Consider the following 16,532-nt stretch of genomic DNA (forward strand, 5'->3'; position numbering starts at 1 on the left):
GGCCTGGATGAACGCGTAGTTCGGGTAAGGCGCAGCCGCCACCCGACATAAAAAAACGGGCCAATAGGCCCGTTTTTTACTGACTGTCTTTCTGGATCTTCTTAATGATGTTGGTGGTGGAACACCCATCCTCAAAGTTAAGCACCATCACCTCGCCGCCGTTGGCCCAGACCTCTTCGCTGCCCGCGATTTGCTCCGGCTTGTAATCCCCGCCCTTCACCAGCAGGTCCGGCAGAATACCGGCAATCAGGCGCTGCGGCGTGTCTTCTTCAAACGATACCACCCAGTCCACGGCTTCCAGCGCGCCGAGCACGATCATACGCTGCTCCAGCGGGTTAACCGGACGCGTTTCACCCTTCAGGCGCTTCGTCGACGCATCGCTGTTCACCGCCACAATCAGGCGATCGCCCAGCTTACGCGCATTCGCCAGATACGACACGTGGCCCGCGTGCAGGATGTCGAACACGCCGTTGGTCATCACCACTTTTTCACCGCGCTTGCGCGCGGCAGCAACGGCCACTTTCAGCTCGTCTTCGGTCATCACACCAAAACCGGTATCCGCACGGCCGCGCACCGCGTTTTCCAGCTCGATTGGGGACACGGTTGAGGTACCGAGTTTACCGACGACCACACCCGCCGCGGCGTTCGCGAAGTAGCACGCTTCTTCCAGGGAGTTCCCCGCCGCCAGCGTCGCTGCCAGCACGCCGATCACCGTATCACCGGCACCGGTCACGTCGTACACTTCCTGCGCCTGGGTTGGCATATGCAGCGGCGCCTTGCCCGGCTGCAGCAGCGTCATCCCCTGCTCGGAGCGGGTCACCAGCAGCGCAGATAATTCGAAGTCAGCAATGATCTTCATGCCGCGCTCAACCAGCTCTTCCTCGGTTTTGCATTTGCCCGCCACCGCTTCAAACTCGGAGAGGTTTGGCGTCAGCAGGGTTGCGCCGCGATAGCGCTCAAAGTCGGTGCCCTTAGGATCGATCAGCACCGGTACGCTGGCCTTACGCGCCAGCTGGATCATCGTCTGCACGCTGGCCAGCGCGCCTTTCGCGTAGTCGGACAGCACCAGAGCGCCGATATTGCCTAACGCCTGGTTAATGCGCTCGTGCAGCGGCTCGGGATCAACGCCTTCGAACCCTTCTTCAAAGTCAAGGCGGATCAGCTGCTGGTTACGTGACAGCACGCGCAGCTTGGTGATGGTCGGGTGGGTCGGAACCGAAACGAAGTCACACTTCACGTTCACGTCCGCCAGCGACTTGCTCAACGCGCGCGCCGCATCGTCGATACCGGTCAGGCCAACCAGACGCGAGTGCGCGCCCAGAGAGGCTATGTTCATCGCCACGTTTGCCGCGCCGCCGGGACGCTCTTCAATGGTGTCGACCTTAACCACCGGTACCGGTGCTTCCGGAGAGATGCGGCTGGTCGGCCCATACCAGTAGCGATCCAGCATCACATCCCCAACAACCATTACTCCAGCACGTTCAAACTCTGGCAGTGTTACTTTCATTCCTGACTCCAGAAAGATTCACAATTTGCGCGCGATAATATCACACTTGATTTGTTACGCACGGTTCCACCAGCCACTTCTGCCAGCTGGCCGTTACCTGAGCACGCTCTGCGACAAAACAGTCCAGCGCCACGTGCCCCGGCTGCTCCTGTAGCGCCAGGTGATGCAGCTCGTCGCGCAGCGTGGTGTAGGCGCGGGTTAAGGCCTGCGCCTCCTGCTCGTCCATAATGTCGTTTTGCGCCAGCAGCTCCAGAATGCGCACGTTATCCGACCAGCGGGTCAGCTTCGGCTTGTCGTGCGCGTGGAGCAGCACCAGATACTGGGTAATGAACTCAATATCGGTAATCCCGCCCTCGTCGGCTTTGATATCAAAGCGATCGCGGTGTTTATTACCCAGGTGCGCGCGCATTTTCTCGCGCATTTCGCGCACTTCCGTCTGCAGCGTACTGCCCTCGCGCGGGGTGGTCATCACATCCTTACGGACGGCATCGAACTGCGTTTTGAGCTGCGGATCGCCATACACCACGCGGGCACGCACCAGCGCCTGATGCTCCCAGGTCCAGGCTTCATTCTTCTGGTAATCGGCGAAGGACTCCGTTGAGGTGACCAGCATACCCGCCGCGCCGGACGGACGCAGGCGCGCATCCACTTCATACAAAATGCCCGACGAAGTGCGGGTGCTGAACAGGTGCATGATGCGCTGGGCCAGGCGCAGATAGAACTGACGCCCGTCAATCTCGCGCTCGCCGTCGGTCATCACGTCAACCGGGCAGTCGTGCAGGAAGATCAAATCCAGATCGGAGCTATATCCCAGCTCCCAGCCGCCGAGCTTGCCGTAACCCACCACGGCAAACCCTCGCCCCTCACGGTCAGCAAGGTGCTTCGGCTGGCCGTAGCGGGACACCATCTGCACCCACGCCTGCTGCACGACCGCGTCGATGATCGCCTCCGCGAGCCAGGTTAAGTGATCGCTCACTTTCATCACCGGCAGCGTTCCGGCGATGTCCGCCGCCGCCACGCGCAGCATCTGGGCCTGCTTAAACTGGCGCAGCGCCTCCAGCTGCTGCTCTTCGTCCTCTTCCGGCACGCGCAGCAGATACTGACGCAGCTCGTCCCGGTAGGCATCCGTCGCCGTGGGTTGATACAGAGTGTTTGGGTCGAGCAGTTCATCCAGCAGCAGAGGGTAGCGCGCCAGCTTGTTGGCCACCATCGGGGAGGCGGCGCAGAGGGAAATCAGGTGCTTCAGCGCCCCCGGAAACTCGCTCAAAAGCTCAAGGTACGTGGTGCGCGTGATGATCCCGCTCAGCAGCGGCATCATGCGCGACAGCGGCACCGGCGCATCCGCCCGCGAGCAGACCTCGCTCAGCAGGTGCGGCATCAGGTGATCCAGCACCTGACGGCCGCGCGGGCCAATGGCGCGCTTGTTCAGCTCAAGACGGAAATCGGCAATCAGCGCCACCACGCGATGGCGCGCGTCGTCGGTTAGGTGCGACAGCACCGGCGTGGTGTCATCTTCCTGGAGCGCGTCCTGCCACAGCTCGCGCCAGTGCTCGGAAAGGGCATCGTCCTGCGATTCGCTTTCGTCATCACCGATTAGCTCGTTGAAGATGCGGCGCACGCCTGCCATATGGGCATCGAGCCGTTCGGTCAGCGTTGACCAGTCATCCACGCGCATCCCCCAGGCCAGACGCGCCCGGTTAAGGTCATCCCCCGGCAGGGTCTGGGTCTGTTCGTCGTTGATGCTTTGCAGCAGGTTTTCCAGACGGCGCAGGAAAAGATAGGCCTCTCGCAGGGTTTGCGCGTCGCCGTCCGGCAGCAGGTGAAGCTGCTCAATGGCGCTCAGCGTCGGCAGCAGCGAGCGGGACTGTAGCGACGGCTCGCGCCCGCCGCGAATCAGCTGGAAGACCTGGACGATAAATTCGATTTCGCGAATGCCGCCCGCGCCGAGCTTGATGTTGTCCTTCAGCCCGCGACGGCGCACCTCACGGGCGATCATCCCTTTCATATTTCTCAGGGACTGGATCACGCTGAAGTCAATATAGCGACGGAACACGAACGGGCGCAGCATGGCGCGCAGCTCGTTGGCGTAGGCGTCGTCGCTGTCGCCCATGATCCGTGCCTTGACCATCGCGTAACGCTCCCAGTCGCGCCCCTGCTCCTGGTAGTAATCCTCCAGCGCGGCAAAGCTCAGCACCAGCGGCCCGCTGTCGCCAAACGGACGCAGGCGCATGTCCACGCGGTAGACAAAACCGTCCTGCGTCGGCTGATCCAGCGCCTTAATCAGACGCTGGCCGAGGCGGGTAAAGAACTGGGCGTTGTCCAGCTCGCGACGGCCGCCGCGCGTGGAGCCGTTCTCGGGCCAGGCGAAAATCAGGTCGATATCGGAGGAAAAGTTCAGCTCGCAGCCGCCCAGCTTGCCCATCCCCAGAATCAACAGCGGCTGAGGAACCCCTTCCTCGCTGCACGGCGTGCCCCACTCTTTACAGCAGGCGGCGTAGAGCCAGTCGCGCGCGGCGACAATCAACGTCTGCGCCAGCTCGCTTAACTGCTGCAACGTACTCTCTTCACTCACCAGTTCCAGCGCCTGCGCCCAGGCAATGCGCACCATCACACGACGGCGGAACTGACGCAGGACGCGCATCAGCGTCGCCTCATCCGCGACGTCTTCAAGCGCGGCCTGCAGCCAGCCGGCATAGTGCCGCCACTCGTCCGCCTGCGGCGGTGCGTTCTCAAGCTCCGCCAGCCAGTCCGGGTAGACGGCGATGCTTTCCTGCACAAAATCACTGAAGACGAGCACGCTTTTCGCCTGCTCGCTTAACGATGACGCCGGTAATGACTCAGGCAGACGTTCGCAAACGGTCTGCCACTGCTGCTGTAACGGTGAAGAAAGCGGCATTCTAGGGGTTCCTTGCCAGAGTTAACGTTTTCCGCTGTGCAGCCAGTACGGCTCCTGCGAAATGGCCTCATTACGGAAATGCTCAATTTCAATATGCTGACGGGTTTCGATGGCATGCTTCAGCCCCTGCCAGTTTTCCAGCCATGCCTGCGCCTGTGGCCCGTCGTAGGCACCGGAAAGGAGCAGCATGCTGTCGATGTTGCGCGAAAGACGGGGAAGCTGATCGCCATACTTATCACCGAGCGGATACGCAAAGGTGCTCTTCAGTTCAGCGGCATGACGGGAAAGATGAATGTCTGCGAAACGCTTAAAGTTTTCCGCGATTTTGGCCTCGGCTTTCGCATCCAGGAAGGCGCGCCAGCCGCGCGTCACCAGAAACTCGGTCAGCGCCAGTTTTGCCGAAGCGGCTTGCGGACTGTAGATCGCCGTTTGCGCAGATACGTCCGAGAGCATCAGCGTTTCGGTTTGCGTCAGCAGATCACGTAAGTGAGCGCTCGCTTTGCGAGGAACAATACCGCCGAAGAGCGTCAGGGTATGGCGCACCAGGGCAATGGCCGCCAGCACGTGGGATTTGGCGTTTTTCACATTTCGTACCCACAGCTCTTCATGGTACTGCCACTGAGAAAGCGCCAGCTCCAGCGCGGCTTCCAGCCCCTGCTCAACGCTGGCTTTCGGCGCAACGCGCAAAATGGTCGTCTCTTTCAGCACGCGCGGCGCATTTCCGGCGGCCAGATGGTAACCCCGCGCGGCTTTGCTCAGGCTCCCCTGGCGCAATCCGGACTGGTTCACCAGCTTGCGCGCCAGCTTCAGCACGTCATTTGCGTCCCCTTCCAGCAGCTCAAGCTCCAGTTCGCAGATCGGCTCCTGGTACTCACCCGCCTTCACCTCACCCAGATCGAGGGCGATTTCGATGCGGCTTTTACCTTCCGTCACCAGCCATTTCTCGCGCCAGAAATCGGTGCTGAACAGCGGCTGCACCTGCTCCGCCAGCGTGGCAGGCAGCTCGCCTTCCGGCCAGACTTCCGCCGGAAAACGTTCCAGCTCAAGTTCTGGCTGACTGGTGTCGATATTGTATTCCGGACGCTGATGTAACCCGCCGACCACGCGGCCGGCAATTTTCATCGTCATCTCGTAGCGCCCACTCGCGCCACGGATGCGCAGCCCCATATCGTGGCGGCGTAGCCAGTTATCCGGCGTTTCGTAATAGATATTAAGCAGTTGTACCGGTGCATGGTGTTCGCCGGAGAGCGTATGCAGATGCTGGCGGAGTGCGTCAACGCTGTCTTTTTCGACGATAAATTTTAATTCGATTTCCTGAGCCATAGCCTTGTACTTTTGCGGGCGTCACAGACGCGTCAATGAGGGCGAACTTCCTCGCCATTTGTTTGTCAGTACATAGTATTTTGCGCCAAATTGCCATGCAATGAGCAATTTGACGGGCGTAAATGTGTAGAGTCGTGACACAGATGATTCTGATTGCTGATGAATGCTTTGCGTAGAGACACTGTTGCCACTACTATCGTTCCACTATTTATGAAAATAACGACTAATGATGCTTAAATTACGCCTGATTGGACTTACTTTACTCGCTTTTAGCGCCGCAACCGCAGTGCACGCTGAAGAGAAGCGTTACGTTTCTGACGAACTGAACACCTGGGTACGCAGTGGCCCCGGAGATAATTATCGCCTCGTGGGCACGGTAAATGCCGGCGAGGAAGTCACCCTGTTACAGACCAACGCGGACACCAACTACGGTCAGGTTCGCGACAGTTCTGGCCGCACGTCCTGGATCCCACTGAAAGAGCTGAGCACCGTGCCAAGCCTGCGCACCCGCGTACCGGATCTGGAAAATCAGGTGAAAACCCTGACCGACAAGCTGAACAATATCGACGGAACCTGGAACCAGCGTACCGCCGAGATGCAGCAGAAAGTGGCGCAGAGCGACGGGGTGATTAACGGCCTGAAAGAAGAGAACCAGAAGCTGAAAAACGAGCTGATTGTCGCGCAGAAGAAAGTGAATGCCGCCAACCTGCAGCTCGATGACAAACAGCGCACCATCATCATGCAGTGGTTTATGTATGGCGGCGGCGTGCTGGGCGTCGGCCTGGTGCTGGGTCTGGTTCTGCCGCACCTGATCCCAAGCCGTAAACGTAAAGATCGCTGGATGAACTAATTCGTCTTCTCTGCCAGACTTACGTATCATTCTGGAAAAGAGAAAACGGGAGTGTCAGGCGTGAAGAGTTATCTGGTCGGTGGTGCGGTACGTGATGCGTTGTTAGGTCTGCCGGTCAAAGATAAAGACTGGGTGGTGGTGGGCGCCACCCCGGAAGAGATGCTGGACGCGGGCTACCAGCAGGTAGGCCGCGATTTTCCCGTCTTTTTACATCCGAAAAGCCGCGAAGAGTATGCCCTGGCGCGTACCGAGCGGAAATCAGGTTCGGGCTATACGGGCTTTACCTGCTATGCCGCGCCGGACGTCACGCTGGAGGACGATCTCCTGCGTCGCGATCTCACCATTAACGCGCTGGCGCAGGACGAGCACGGCCAGATTATTGACGCTTATGGCGGCCAGGACGATCTGCGCAACCGTCTCTTACGTCACGTCTCCCCGGCGTTTTCTGAAGATCCGCTCCGCGTGCTGCGCGTGGCGCGTTTTGCCGCGCGTTACGCCCATCTCAGCTTCCGCATTGCCGATGAGACCATGGCGCTGATGACCGCCATGACCGAGGCGGGCGAGCTTGAACACCTGACGCCAGAGCGCGTCTGGAAAGAGACCGAGAATGCGCTCACCACGCGTAACCCGCAGGTCTTTTTCCAGGTGCTGCGCGACTGCGGCGCCCTGAAGGTGCTGTTCCCGGAAATAGACGCGCTGTTTGGCGTACCGGCTCCGGCGAAATGGCATCCGGAGATTGACACCGGCGTGCACACGCTGATGACCCTGAGCATGGCGGCCATGCTCAGCCCTGACGTGGACGTGCGCTTTTCCACCCTGTGCCACGATCTCGGCAAAGGCTTAACGCCAAAAGAGCTCTGGCCTCGGCACCACGGGCACGGTCCGGCAGGGGTGAAGCTGGTCGAAGGGCTGTGCCAGCGCCTGCGCGTGCCGAACGAAATCCGCGATCTGGCGAAACTGGTGGCCGAATTCCACGACCTGATCCATACCTTCCCGATCCTGAAACCGGCCACCATCGTTAAGCTGTTCGATAACATCGACGCCTGGCGCAAACCCCAGCGCGTGGAGCAGATCGCGCTCACCAGCGAGGCTGACGTGCGCGGGCGTACCGGGTTTGAAGCCTGTGACTACCCGCAGGGACGTTTACTGCGTAAAGCCTGGGAGGTAGCCAAAGCGGTGCCGACGAAGGACGTTGTCGAGGCGGGATTCAAAGGCCCGGACATTCGCGAAGAGCTGACGAAACGGCGGATTCAGGCGGTATCAGAGTGGAAGGAAAAGCATTGCCCTCAGCCAAAAGACTGAGGGCAGTCGGTCAGAAGAAGACCACGTAAACCGCAGCGGCAACGATAAAGCGGTAGATCGCGAACGGAATGAACGAGATACGCTTAATCAGCTGCAGGAAGATTTTGATGGCAATCAGCGCCACGATAAACGCGGTGATGAAGCCGACGGCGAACATCGGAATGTCGCCCGTGGTGAGGAAACCGATGCTTTTATAGAGGTCAAGCGCGGTGGCCCCCATCATCATCGGCACCGCCAGCAGGAACGAGAACTCTGACGCGGCGTAACGGCTTACGCCCATCAGCATCCCACCGGAGATGGTTGCGCCTGAACGGGAAAAGCCCGGCCACAGCGCCAGACACTGGAAGCAGCCAATGATAAACGCCTGACGATACGTCATATCGTCCAGCCCTTCCGCGCGCGGCGTTTTTGGCTTCAGCACTTCCGCGGCGATCAGCAGGAAGCCGCCCACCACCAGCGCGTACATCACGTTAATCGGGTTAAACAGCGATTTGATGGCGTCGTGGAAAACCAGCCCCAGCACCACCGCCGGGATCATCCCGAGCAGAATATGGATCAGCGACAGGCGGCCTTTACTCATCCCTTCGTGCTGCGGCGGACGGCCAAAATGGATACCGATCAGGCCAAACAGACGGCGCCAGAACATCACCACCACCGCCAGAATCGAACCCAGCTGGATCACCACTTCAAACGTTTTTGCAGTATCGCCTTCAAAGCCCAGCAGATGACCAACAATGATCATATGGCCGGTACTGGAAACCGGTAAAAACTCCGTCAATCCTTCGACCACACCCAGTATTGCCGCCACCAGCAGCGAGTGCATATCGCTCATCTATAAACCCCTAAAAAAATATAAAAAAAACGGTCGCCCCAACGGCTACCGTGAAAGATACAGCTTTAAGACCGGTATAACCTAAAATGGTTTAGCTATTATGACGTTAAATCTTCCCTTTCAGATTTGTGCCACGCTCGATAATGACGCCCACGTTGGCCGCGCGCGCCACCGCGCCCGGTTTGCTCAGCTTGATGCGCACCCACGGTGAGTTGAATTTTTTCAGCAGCAATTCTGCGACCTCTTCCGCCACCCGTTCGACCAGCGCAAAACGTTGCCCTTCCACGTGGCCGATGACCGTTTCACTGATGTCGGCGTAGCTGAGACAGTCGTTCACGTCATCGCTTTTTGCCGACTTGCGGTTATCCCAGCCCATTTCGATATCGAACACCAGCTTCTGCTCGATGGTCTGTTCCCAGTCGTAAACACCAATAGTGGTGATTACCGAAAGTTGCTCTATAAATACAATATCCATCACGACCTGCCTGCTTTTTGGCTAAACCGGATACCACTTCCGGCGAATTATGCGTATTATCCACAGATGCTGAGAATACAGATACATTTTCAAAACGGAACAGCGTTATGAGTGCAATCGCGCCTGGAATGATCCTCCTCGCCTATCTTTGCGGCTCAATCTCCAGCGCCATTCTGGTCTGCCGCATCGCCGGGTTACCTGACCCGCGTGAAAGTGGTTCCGGGAATCCGGGAGCGACCAACGTACTACGAATTGGCGGCAAGGGAGCAGCCGTAGCGGTTTTGATTTTTGATGTTCTGAAAGGGATGCTACCCGTCTGGGGCGCGTATGCGCTGGGCGTCACGCCGTTCTGGCTGGGCCTCATTGCCATTGCTGCCTGTGTCGGCCACATCTGGCCCGTATTCTTCGGTTTTAAAGGCGGTAAAGGCGTGGCAACCGCCTTTGGTGCCATTGCGCCTATCGGCTGGGATTTAACCGGCGTGATGGCTGGCACCTGGCTGCTCACCATTCTGCTGAGCGGCTATTCGTCGCTGGGCGCGATCGTCAGCGCGCTGATCGCCCCGTTCTACGTCTGGTGGTTCAAACCTCAGTTCACCTTCCCGGTATCGATGCTCTCCTGCCTTATCCTGCTGCGTCATCACGACAATATTCAGCGCCTGTGGCGTCGTCAGGAGACCAAAATCTGGACGAAGCTCAAGAGGAAGAAAAAAGACGCTCCGTAAGGTTAGTTATGCCTTATAGCCAAATGTGATTTTGGTCACCTTCTGCCTGTGGTAACTGTTAGGGACACAACACAACCACATAAGAAGAAAATGGCAGAAATCACAGAAACAACTCCCCTTTCAACGGCAGGAAAACGTTCCGATGGCGACATCCAGTGGGTGCGCAGCGCATCGGATGTTTCACGCCTCGTTAATGATGGTTCTCAGGGCCGGGCCAATGCTCGCATCGTGATCGGTATCGCGCTGGGCGGGATTTTCCTCGATGCCTACGATCTGGGCGCGCTGGCCTTCGGCATAAAAGATATCACCCGCGAATTTAACCTGACGCCCGCCGGTACCGGCATGGTGGCGTCCGCCATTACGTTTGGCGCGATTGTCGGGGCGCTGCTCGGCGGTTATCTCACGGATAAAATCGGGCGCTATCGCGTCTTTATGGCCGACATGCTCTTCTTCGTGGTGGCCGCCATCGCCTGTGCGCTGGCCCCGAACGAATATGTGCTGGCGGGTGCCCGCTTTGTCATGGGGCTTGGCGTCGGGATCGACCTTCCCGTGGCGATGGCATTTTTAAGCGAGTTCGCCAGGCTAAAAGGCCCCGGCAATAAGGCCTCCAGCGTCGCCATGTGGTGCCCCACCTGGTATGCCGCCATCAGTATCTCCTACCTGCTGGTGCTCTTCTTCTACGCCGTGCTGCCGGAAAGCCACAGCGACTGGCTGTGGCGCCTGATCCTTGGCTTCGGCGCGGTACCCGCGCTGGTGATTATCGCCATCCGCAGCCGCTATATGAGCGAATCGCCAGTCTGGGCGGCAAATCAGGGCAACCTGAAGGAGGCGGCGTCTATTTTGCGTCAATCGTATAACATCAATGCCCACGTGCCGCAGGATGCGCTCAGCCAGCCAGCTCCCGTCGTGAATAAAGCGAAATGGTCCAACTATCTGAACCTGTTCCGCGGCGTCTACTTACGCCGCACGACGCTCGCCACGCTGCTGTCCGTCGTCTCTTCGTTCGCCTATAACGCGGTGGCGTTTGGTCTGCCGGTGATCATCTCCAGCTTCTTCGTCCAGTCGATGCTGACCACCATCCTGATTTCTCTGGTGCTTAACCTGCTGTTTGCCTTCGTTGGCGGACTGCTGGCGGTACGCTACGTGCCGCGCTTCGGCGCCTGGCGGATGTCGCTGGCGGGTTACGCCTGCCAGCTGGTCGCGCTGCTGGGCCTGGGGCTAATTGGTCGTCCGGAAGGCGCCACCGAAGGCGTGCTTGCCGTGGCGATGCTGGCGCTCTTCCTGTTCGGCCAGGGCTTCGGCCCGGGCGCGCATACCATGACGTTTGCCTCACTGAGCTACCCGACCTCGCTGCGCGGCGTCGGCGTTGGCCTTAACCAGACGCTGATGCGCAGCAGCTCGACGCTGTCGCTGTTCCTGTTCCCGCTGCTGGTCGCCTCGCTGGATACCGCCGTGTTCTGGGTGATTGCGTTGGCGCCATTTATCGGCCTGACCTCGCTGCTGGCGATCCGCTGGGAGCCGTCGGGGTATGATGTGGATGCGGAGGATTATCGCTAGCCTTTCCTGCCGGGTGGCGCTGCGCTTACCCGGCCTACATTGCGCATTCTCTTGTAGGCCCGTGCAAGCGTAGCGCCGCCGGGCGATTATCAAAAGTTTGAAACCGGCTCATATGAGCCGTTTTTTTATCCATAAGCGACTCATATGACAGCCTTCAATTCTGCCAGGGCATACTGAAACGACCCCGATGATGCGCAGATGGATGCAGCATGTTAGCAGCTCAGGTCACTGATAATTCGTACAAAGGCTGGCAGGCGTCGCTTGCCCTGCAGTTTTGTCACACCCCTGAGAAAACCCTCCTGCACTCCGCTCATCACGTCGGGCCGCTTACCGTTCAGCGTCCATTTTATCCCGAAGGCGAAACCTGCCACCTTTACCTGCTGCACCCGCCGGGCGGGGTTGTGGGCGGCGATACGCTGGACATTTCCGTTCGGCTGGACGCCAAAAGCCACACGCTTATCACCATGCCCGGCGCCAGCAAGTTTTATCGCAGCAGCGGCCCGCAGGCGCGTCTGAGCCAGCACTTTTACCTTGATGAAGACGCCACGCTGGAGTGGCTGCCGCAGGACACCATTATCTTCCCCGGGGCGAATGCCGCGCTGCGCTCCGTCTTCCACCTGAAGGCCTCCAGCACGCTGCTGGCGTGGGAGCTGTACTGTCTGGGACGACCGGTGATCGGTGAGACCTTCAGCCACGGCACGCTGGAGAGCCGCCTTGAAGTCTGGGTTGAGGACGAGCCGCGTCTGATTGAGCGTCAGCACCTCAGCAACGGCGATCTCACACCCGTCGCCGGGCATCCGTGGATCGGCACGCTGCTGTTCTACCCGGCCAGAGAAGAACAACTCGACGCGGTGCGCGCGCTGCTCGCGCCTCTGGGCCATTTTGCGGGGGCAACGCTCACCGACGATCTCATGTCGGTGCGTTTTCTCTCCCACGACAACCTGATTTGTCAGCGGGTGATGCGCGATATCTGGCAGTCGCTTCGCCCGCTTTTAACCCCCAAAACCGCCTGTTCGCCGCGCATCTGGCAGACATAAGAGAAACGCTATGGAACTGACTCCCAGAGAAAAAGACAAGCTGTTGCTGTTCACCGCCGCGCTGGTTGCCGAACGCCGCCTTGCGCGCGGGGTAAAGCTCAATTATCCGGAATCGGTCGCGCTGATCAGCGCCTTCATCATGGAAGGCGCGCGCGATGGCGAAACCGTCGCCTCGCTGATGGAGGCGGGCCGCCACGTCCTGACGCGCGACCAGGTGATGGAGGGCGTGCCGGAGATGATCCCGGATATCCAGGTGGAAGCCACCTTCCCGGACGGATCCAAGCTCGTCACCGTCCACAACCCGATCGTCTAAGGAGCGCGTGATGATCCCAGGCGAATACCAGATCCAGCCCGGCACGATTGCGATCAACGTCGGGCGAGAAACCCAAACCGTGATTGTCGAAAACCACGGCGACAGGCCGATCCAGGTCGGATCGCACTATCACTTTTACGAGGTCAACCCGGCGCTGAAGTTTGACCGTGAGGCGACCCGAGGCTACCGGTTAAACATCCCGGCAGGCACCGCCGTGCGCTTTGAGCCCGGCCAGAAGCGGGAAGTGACGCTGGTTCAGGTCTCGGGTGCGCAGCGCATTGTCGGCTTTCGCGGCGAGGTAATGGGCGAGGTGAAACATGGCTGACATTTCACGCCGGGCCTATGCCGATATGTTTGGCCCCACCACCGGAGATAAAGTCCGGCTGGCCGACAGCGAGCTGTGGATTGAAGTGGAAGACGATCTCACGATCTACGGCGAAGAGGTCAAGTTCGGCGGCGGGAAGGTGATCCGCGACGGCATGGGTCAGGGGCAGATGACCGCAGACGACTGCGTGGATCTGGTGCTGACCAACGCGCTGATCGTCGATCACTGGGGGATCGTGAAAGCCGATATTGGCGTCAAGAACGGGCGGATCTTTGCCGTCGGTAAAGCCGGGAACCCGGACATCCAGCCCGGTGTGACGATCCCGATTGGCGCGGCGACGGAAGTGATTGCCGCCGAAGGGAAGATCGTTACCGCAGGCGGGATCGACACCCACATCCACTGGATCTGCCCGCAGCAGGCGGAAGAGGCGCTGGTCTCCGGCGTCACCACCATGATCGGCGGCGGCACCGGTCCGGCGGCGGGCACCAACGCCACCACCTGCACGCCGGGGCCGTGGTATATCGCCCGCATGCTGCAGGCTGCCGATACGCTTCCGGTGAATATCGGCCTGCTCGGCAAGGGGAACGGCTCCAACCCAGATGCCCTGCGCGAGCAGATTGCCGCGGGCGCCATCGGGCTGAAGATCCACGAAGACTGGGGCGCCACGCCTGCGGCGATCAACTGCTCGCTGGAGGTGGCCGAAGAGATGGACATTCAGGTGGCGCTGCACAGCGACACGTTGAACGAGTCCGGGTTTGTCGAAGATACGCTGGCCGCCATTGGCGGGCGCACCATCCACACCTTCCACACCGAAGGGGCGGGCGGTGGCCACGCGCCGGATATCATCACCGCCTGCGCGCACCCGAATATTCTGCCCTCCTCCACCAACCCGACGCTGCCCTACACGGTCAATACCATCGACGAGCATCTCGACATGCTGATGGTTTGTCATCACCTCGACCCGGATATTGCCGAGGACGTGGCGTTTGCCGAATCCCGCATTCGTCGTGAAACCATCGCCGCGGAAGACGTGCTGCACGATATCGGCGCGTTTTCGCTCACCTCGTCAGATTCGCAGGCCATGGGCCGCGTCGGGGAAGTGATTATCCGCACCTGGCAGGTCGCGCACCGCATGAAGGTCCAGCGCGGCGCGCTGCCGGAAGAGACCGGCGATAACGACAACTTCCGCGTGAAGCGCTATGTCGCCAAGTACACCATTAACCCGGCGCTGACCCACGGCATCGCCCACGAAGTCGGTTCGATTGAGGCGGGCAAGCTGGCAGATCTGGTGGTCTGGTCCCCGGCGTTCTTCGGCGTCAAGCCCGCCACCATCGTCAAGGGCGGGATGATCGCCTGCGCGCCGATGGGCGACATCAACGCTTCAATCCCCACGCCGCAGCCGGTCCATTACCGCCCGATGTTTGGATCGCTGGGCGCCGCACGCCACGCTACGCGGCTGACGTTTATCTCGCAGGCCGCCAGTGCGAACGGCATCCCACAGCAGCTCAGTCTGCAGAGCGCCACGGCGGTGGTAAAAGGCTGCCGGACGGTGAAAAAGGCCGACATGATCCATAACGCTCTGCAACCGAACATCACCGTTGATTCGCAAACCTACGAGGTGCGCGTCGACGGCGAACTGATTACCAGCGAACCGGCTGACGTTCTGCCGATGGCGCAACGCTATTTCCTGTTTTGAGGAGTAATGATGATTTATCTGACCCAACGTCTGGACCACGCGCACCCGACTACCGCCAGCGTCACGCTGCCGATTGACGTACGGGTGAAAAGCCGCGCCCGCGTAGCGCTGAACGACGGCCGCGAAGCCGGGCTGATGCTGCCGCGCGGCCTGCTGCTGCGCGGGGGGGACCTGCTGACCACCGACGACGGCAGCGAAGTGATCGAAGTGATCGCCGCCCCGGAGTCGGTCTCCGTGGTGCGCTGCGCCGATCCGTTCCTGCTCGCCCGCGCCTGTTACCACCTGGGCAACCGCCACGTGCCGCTGCAGGTGATGCCCGGCGAGCTGCGCTATCACCACGATCACGTTCTCGACGACATGCTGCGCCAGTTTGGGCTGGAGGTGACCTACGCCAGCCTGCCGTTTGAACCAGAAGCGGGCGCGTATGCCAGCGATGCCCATAGCCATTCTCACGCCCATTCACATTAAGGACTCATCATGCGCAAGTTACTCCCCCTGTTACTGCTGGCTTTTTCCGTTCCCGCGCTCGCGCATCCCGGCCACGGTGCCGACAGCTTTCAGGCTGGTTTTTTCCATCCGCTGACCGGGCTCGATCATCTCCTGATGCTCACCGGTGCAGGCGTGCTCTCGGCGCTGAGCGGCCGCAAGCTCCTGCTGCCGTTTGCCACCCTCGGGATGATGCTTGTCGGCGCCATCGCAGGCAGCCTGCTCGGCGGCTTTAGCGGCATGGAGATGCTGATTATCGCCTCGCTGGCGGTCAGCGGCGTGATGATGTTTAAGACTGAAAACCGTCTGCTGCTGGCGGTGCCTGCCCTGGCGATGTTCCACGGCTGGGCGCACGGCGTGGAGATGTCCGGCCATAGCTTCTGGCTGTTCACCAGCGGGTTTATGTTCGCCAGCGCGACGGTGCTGTGCGCCAGTTTCGCCGCAGGCTTGCTGCTGCGCCGTCACGACGGGCTGCGTAAAACCTTCGGCGGCGGGCTGATCGTCTCCGCCCTGCTGGCGCTGATGAGCTGATGGAGCACGCCCGCCAGTGGCTGCGCCTGATGCAGCTCTCCAGCAGCAGCCTGCCGGTCGGGTCATTTACCTGGTCGCAGGGGCTGGAGTGGGCCGTGGAGGCGGGCTGGGTCGCGAACGTCGACGCCTTTAAACGCTGGCAGATCCAGCAGATGGAACAGAGTTTTTTCTGCGTCGATCTGCCGCTGTTTCACCGCCTCTGCCAGGCCTGCGATCGGCACGATCTGGCAACGGCCAAACGCTGGACGGCATACCTGCTCGCCTGTCGGGAAACGCGCGAGCTGCGCGAAGAAGAACGCAACCGCGGAGCGGCCTTTACGCGTCTCATCAAAAGCTGGGAGCCGGACTGCCCGGCAGAATGGCTGGCGCTGTGCAGGCAAAGCCAGCTCTGCGGCATGGCGTGGCTCGGCGTGCGCTGGGGCATTGACGTGCGCGAGCTGGCGCTGAGCCTCGGCTACAGCTGGATTGAGAGCGCGGTCATGGCGGGCGTCAAGCTGGTGCCGTTTGGGCAGCAGGCGGCGCAGCAGCTGATTATCGAGCTGAGCGACCATTTTGCCGCCGGGCTTGAACAGGCCTTTTTACGTCGCGACGACGCGCTGGGAGCAGCTACGCCGCTGTCCGCCATCGCCTCCGCGCGCCACGAAACCCAATATTCACGACTATTCCGTTCCTGAGGAGTC

The 16,532-nt window shown here is 60.3% G+C and carries 16 protein-coding genes; 11 read left to right on the plus strand and 5 right to left on the minus strand.

Going from position 1 to position 16,532, the window contains the following annotated elements:
* Window positions 1–76 precede the first annotated feature (76 nt).
* The 3 genes from hldE to FHC52_RS01225 are packed head-to-tail and all read right to left on the minus strand — an operon-like array spanning window position 77 to window position 5,726.
* Complete coding sequence (gene hldE, locus FHC52_RS01215) at window positions 77–1,507, minus strand: bifunctional D-glycero-beta-D-manno-heptose-7-phosphate kinase/D-glycero-beta-D-manno-heptose 1-phosphate adenylyltransferase HldE (RefSeq protein ID WP_003862540.1); 1,431 nt, start codon at window positions 1,505–1,507, stop codon at window positions 77–79.
* A 40-nt stretch (window positions 1,508–1,547) separates the two neighbouring features.
* Window positions 1,548–4,403 carry a bifunctional [glutamate--ammonia ligase]-adenylyl-L-tyrosine phosphorylase/[glutamate--ammonia-ligase] adenylyltransferase gene (glnE, locus tag FHC52_RS01220; protein WP_065101645.1) on the minus strand — a complete coding sequence of 952 codons (2,856 nt, stop codon included), beginning with the start codon at window positions 4,401–4,403 and terminating at the stop codon, window positions 1,548–1,550.
* Between the two features lie 21 nt (window positions 4,404–4,424).
* Complete coding sequence (locus FHC52_RS01225) at window positions 4,425–5,726, minus strand: inorganic triphosphatase (protein WP_126289539.1); 1,302 nt, start codon at window positions 5,724–5,726, stop codon at window positions 4,425–4,427.
* A 229-nt stretch (window positions 5,727–5,955) separates the two neighbouring features.
* Between FHC52_RS01225 and FHC52_RS01230 the strand changes: the two genes are divergently transcribed.
* Together FHC52_RS01230 and FHC52_RS01235 are read left to right on the plus strand one after the other, a co-directional pair.
* Entirely contained in the window at window positions 5,956–6,576 is a 621-nt protein-coding gene (locus tag FHC52_RS01230) for a TIGR04211 family SH3 domain-containing protein (RefSeq protein ID WP_025912514.1), read from the plus strand.
* 60 nt (window positions 6,577–6,636) lie between these two features.
* Window positions 6,637–7,878 carry a multifunctional CCA addition/repair protein gene (locus FHC52_RS01235; RefSeq protein ID WP_008502958.1) on the plus strand — a complete coding sequence of 414 codons (1,242 nt, stop codon included), beginning with the start codon at window positions 6,637–6,639 and terminating at the stop codon, window positions 7,876–7,878.
* A gap of 10 nt (window positions 7,879–7,888) precedes the next feature.
* Here FHC52_RS01235 and bacA read toward each other — a convergent pair whose 3' ends face one another.
* Window positions 7,889–8,710, minus strand: a complete 822-nt coding sequence (bacA, locus tag FHC52_RS01240) for an undecaprenyl-diphosphate phosphatase (protein ID WP_220419864.1) — start codon at window positions 8,708–8,710, stop codon at window positions 7,889–7,891.
* A gap of 106 nt (window positions 8,711–8,816) precedes the next feature.
* Entirely contained in the window at window positions 8,817–9,185 is a 369-nt protein-coding gene (gene folB / locus FHC52_RS01245) for a bifunctional dihydroneopterin aldolase/7,8-dihydroneopterin epimerase (RefSeq protein WP_008502956.1), read from the minus strand.
* A gap of 107 nt (window positions 9,186–9,292) precedes the next feature.
* On the opposite strand from folB, the gene plsY reads away from it, so the two are divergent.
* From plsY to FHC52_RS01290, 9 genes are all read left to right on the plus strand, one after another.
* Window positions 9,293–9,907 (plus strand): glycerol-3-phosphate 1-O-acyltransferase PlsY, encoded by a 615-nt coding sequence (gene plsY, locus FHC52_RS01250; RefSeq protein WP_008502955.1) that lies wholly within the window; start codon window positions 9,293–9,295, stop codon window positions 9,905–9,907.
* A 90-nt stretch (window positions 9,908–9,997) separates the two neighbouring features.
* Entirely contained in the window at window positions 9,998–11,464 is a 1,467-nt protein-coding gene (locus tag FHC52_RS01255) for an MFS transporter (RefSeq protein WP_126289541.1), read from the plus strand.
* A gap of 209 nt (window positions 11,465–11,673) precedes the next feature.
* Entirely contained in the window at window positions 11,674–12,501 is an 828-nt protein-coding gene (locus FHC52_RS01260; RefSeq protein ID WP_126289543.1) for an urease accessory protein UreD, read from the plus strand.
* A 10-nt stretch (window positions 12,502–12,511) separates the two neighbouring features.
* Window positions 12,512–12,814, plus strand: a complete 303-nt coding sequence (locus FHC52_RS01265) for an urease subunit gamma (protein ID WP_003862556.1) — start codon at window positions 12,512–12,514, stop codon at window positions 12,812–12,814.
* Between the two features lie 10 nt (window positions 12,815–12,824).
* On the plus strand, window positions 12,825–13,139 hold the full coding sequence (locus FHC52_RS01270) for an urease subunit beta (protein ID WP_023294581.1): 315 nt from the start codon (window positions 12,825–12,827) through the stop codon (window positions 13,137–13,139).
* The gene (gene ureC / locus FHC52_RS01275) at window positions 13,132–14,835 is read left to right on the plus strand and encodes an urease subunit alpha (protein ID WP_126289545.1); all 1,704 of its coding nucleotides are present in this window, start codon (window positions 13,132–13,134) and stop codon (window positions 14,833–14,835) included. The genes FHC52_RS01270 and ureC overlap by 8 nt, the downstream gene beginning before the upstream one ends.
* A 9-nt stretch (window positions 14,836–14,844) precedes the next feature.
* Entirely contained in the window at window positions 14,845–15,303 is a 459-nt protein-coding gene (ureE, locus tag FHC52_RS01280; RefSeq protein WP_032675515.1) for an urease accessory protein UreE, read from the plus strand.
* A gap of 9 nt (window positions 15,304–15,312) precedes the next feature.
* Window positions 15,313–15,852, plus strand: a complete 540-nt coding sequence (locus FHC52_RS01285) for a HupE/UreJ family protein (protein ID WP_032653478.1) — start codon at window positions 15,313–15,315, stop codon at window positions 15,850–15,852.
* A complete protein-coding gene (locus FHC52_RS01290; RefSeq protein ID WP_045371376.1) occupies window positions 15,852–16,526 on the plus strand; it encodes an urease accessory protein UreF in 675 nt (224 codons plus the stop codon). Before FHC52_RS01285 ends, FHC52_RS01290 begins: the two co-directional genes overlap by 1 nt.
* The last annotated feature ends 6 nt before the right edge of the window (window positions 16,527–16,532 follow it).

Source organism: Enterobacter sp. EC_64 (assembly GCF_019584165.1).
Lineage (GTDB): Bacteria > Pseudomonadota > Gammaproteobacteria > Enterobacterales > Enterobacteriaceae > Enterobacter > Enterobacter roggenkampii.

Coding starts and splice junctions, on each gene's coding strand:
- hldE (WP_003862540.1), bottom strand. CDS start 1,507: ATGAAAGTAACACTGCCAGAGTTTGAACGTGCTGGAGTAATGGTTGTT.
- glnE (WP_065101645.1), bottom strand. CDS start 4,403: ATGCCGCTTTCTTCACCGTTACAGCAGCAGTGGCAGACCGTTTGCGAA.
- FHC52_RS01225 (WP_126289539.1), bottom strand. CDS start 5,726: ATGGCTCAGGAAATCGAATTAAAATTTATCGTCGAAAAAGACAGCGTT.
- FHC52_RS01230 (WP_025912514.1), top strand. CDS start 5,956: ATGCTTAAATTACGCCTGATTGGACTTACTTTACTCGCTTTTAGCGCC.
- bacA (WP_220419864.1), bottom strand. CDS start 8,710: ATGAGCGATATGCACTCGCTGCTGGTGGCGGCAATACTGGGTGTGGTC.
- folB (WP_008502956.1), bottom strand. CDS start 9,185: ATGGATATTGTATTTATAGAGCAACTTTCGGTAATCACCACTATTGGT.
- plsY (WP_008502955.1), top strand. CDS start 9,293: ATGAGTGCAATCGCGCCTGGAATGATCCTCCTCGCCTATCTTTGCGGC.
- FHC52_RS01255 (WP_126289541.1), top strand. CDS start 9,998: ATGGCAGAAATCACAGAAACAACTCCCCTTTCAACGGCAGGAAAACGT.
- FHC52_RS01260 (WP_126289543.1), top strand. CDS start 11,674: ATGTTAGCAGCTCAGGTCACTGATAATTCGTACAAAGGCTGGCAGGCG.
- FHC52_RS01265 (WP_003862556.1), top strand. CDS start 12,512: ATGGAACTGACTCCCAGAGAAAAAGACAAGCTGTTGCTGTTCACCGCC.
- FHC52_RS01270 (WP_023294581.1), top strand. CDS start 12,825: ATGATCCCAGGCGAATACCAGATCCAGCCCGGCACGATTGCGATCAAC.
- ureC (WP_126289545.1), top strand. CDS start 13,132: ATGGCTGACATTTCACGCCGGGCCTATGCCGATATGTTTGGCCCCACC.
- ureE (WP_032675515.1), top strand. CDS start 14,845: ATGATTTATCTGACCCAACGTCTGGACCACGCGCACCCGACTACCGCC.
- FHC52_RS01285 (WP_032653478.1), top strand. CDS start 15,313: ATGCGCAAGTTACTCCCCCTGTTACTGCTGGCTTTTTCCGTTCCCGCG.
- FHC52_RS01290 (WP_045371376.1), top strand. CDS start 15,852: ATGGAGCACGCCCGCCAGTGGCTGCGCCTGATGCAGCTCTCCAGCAGC.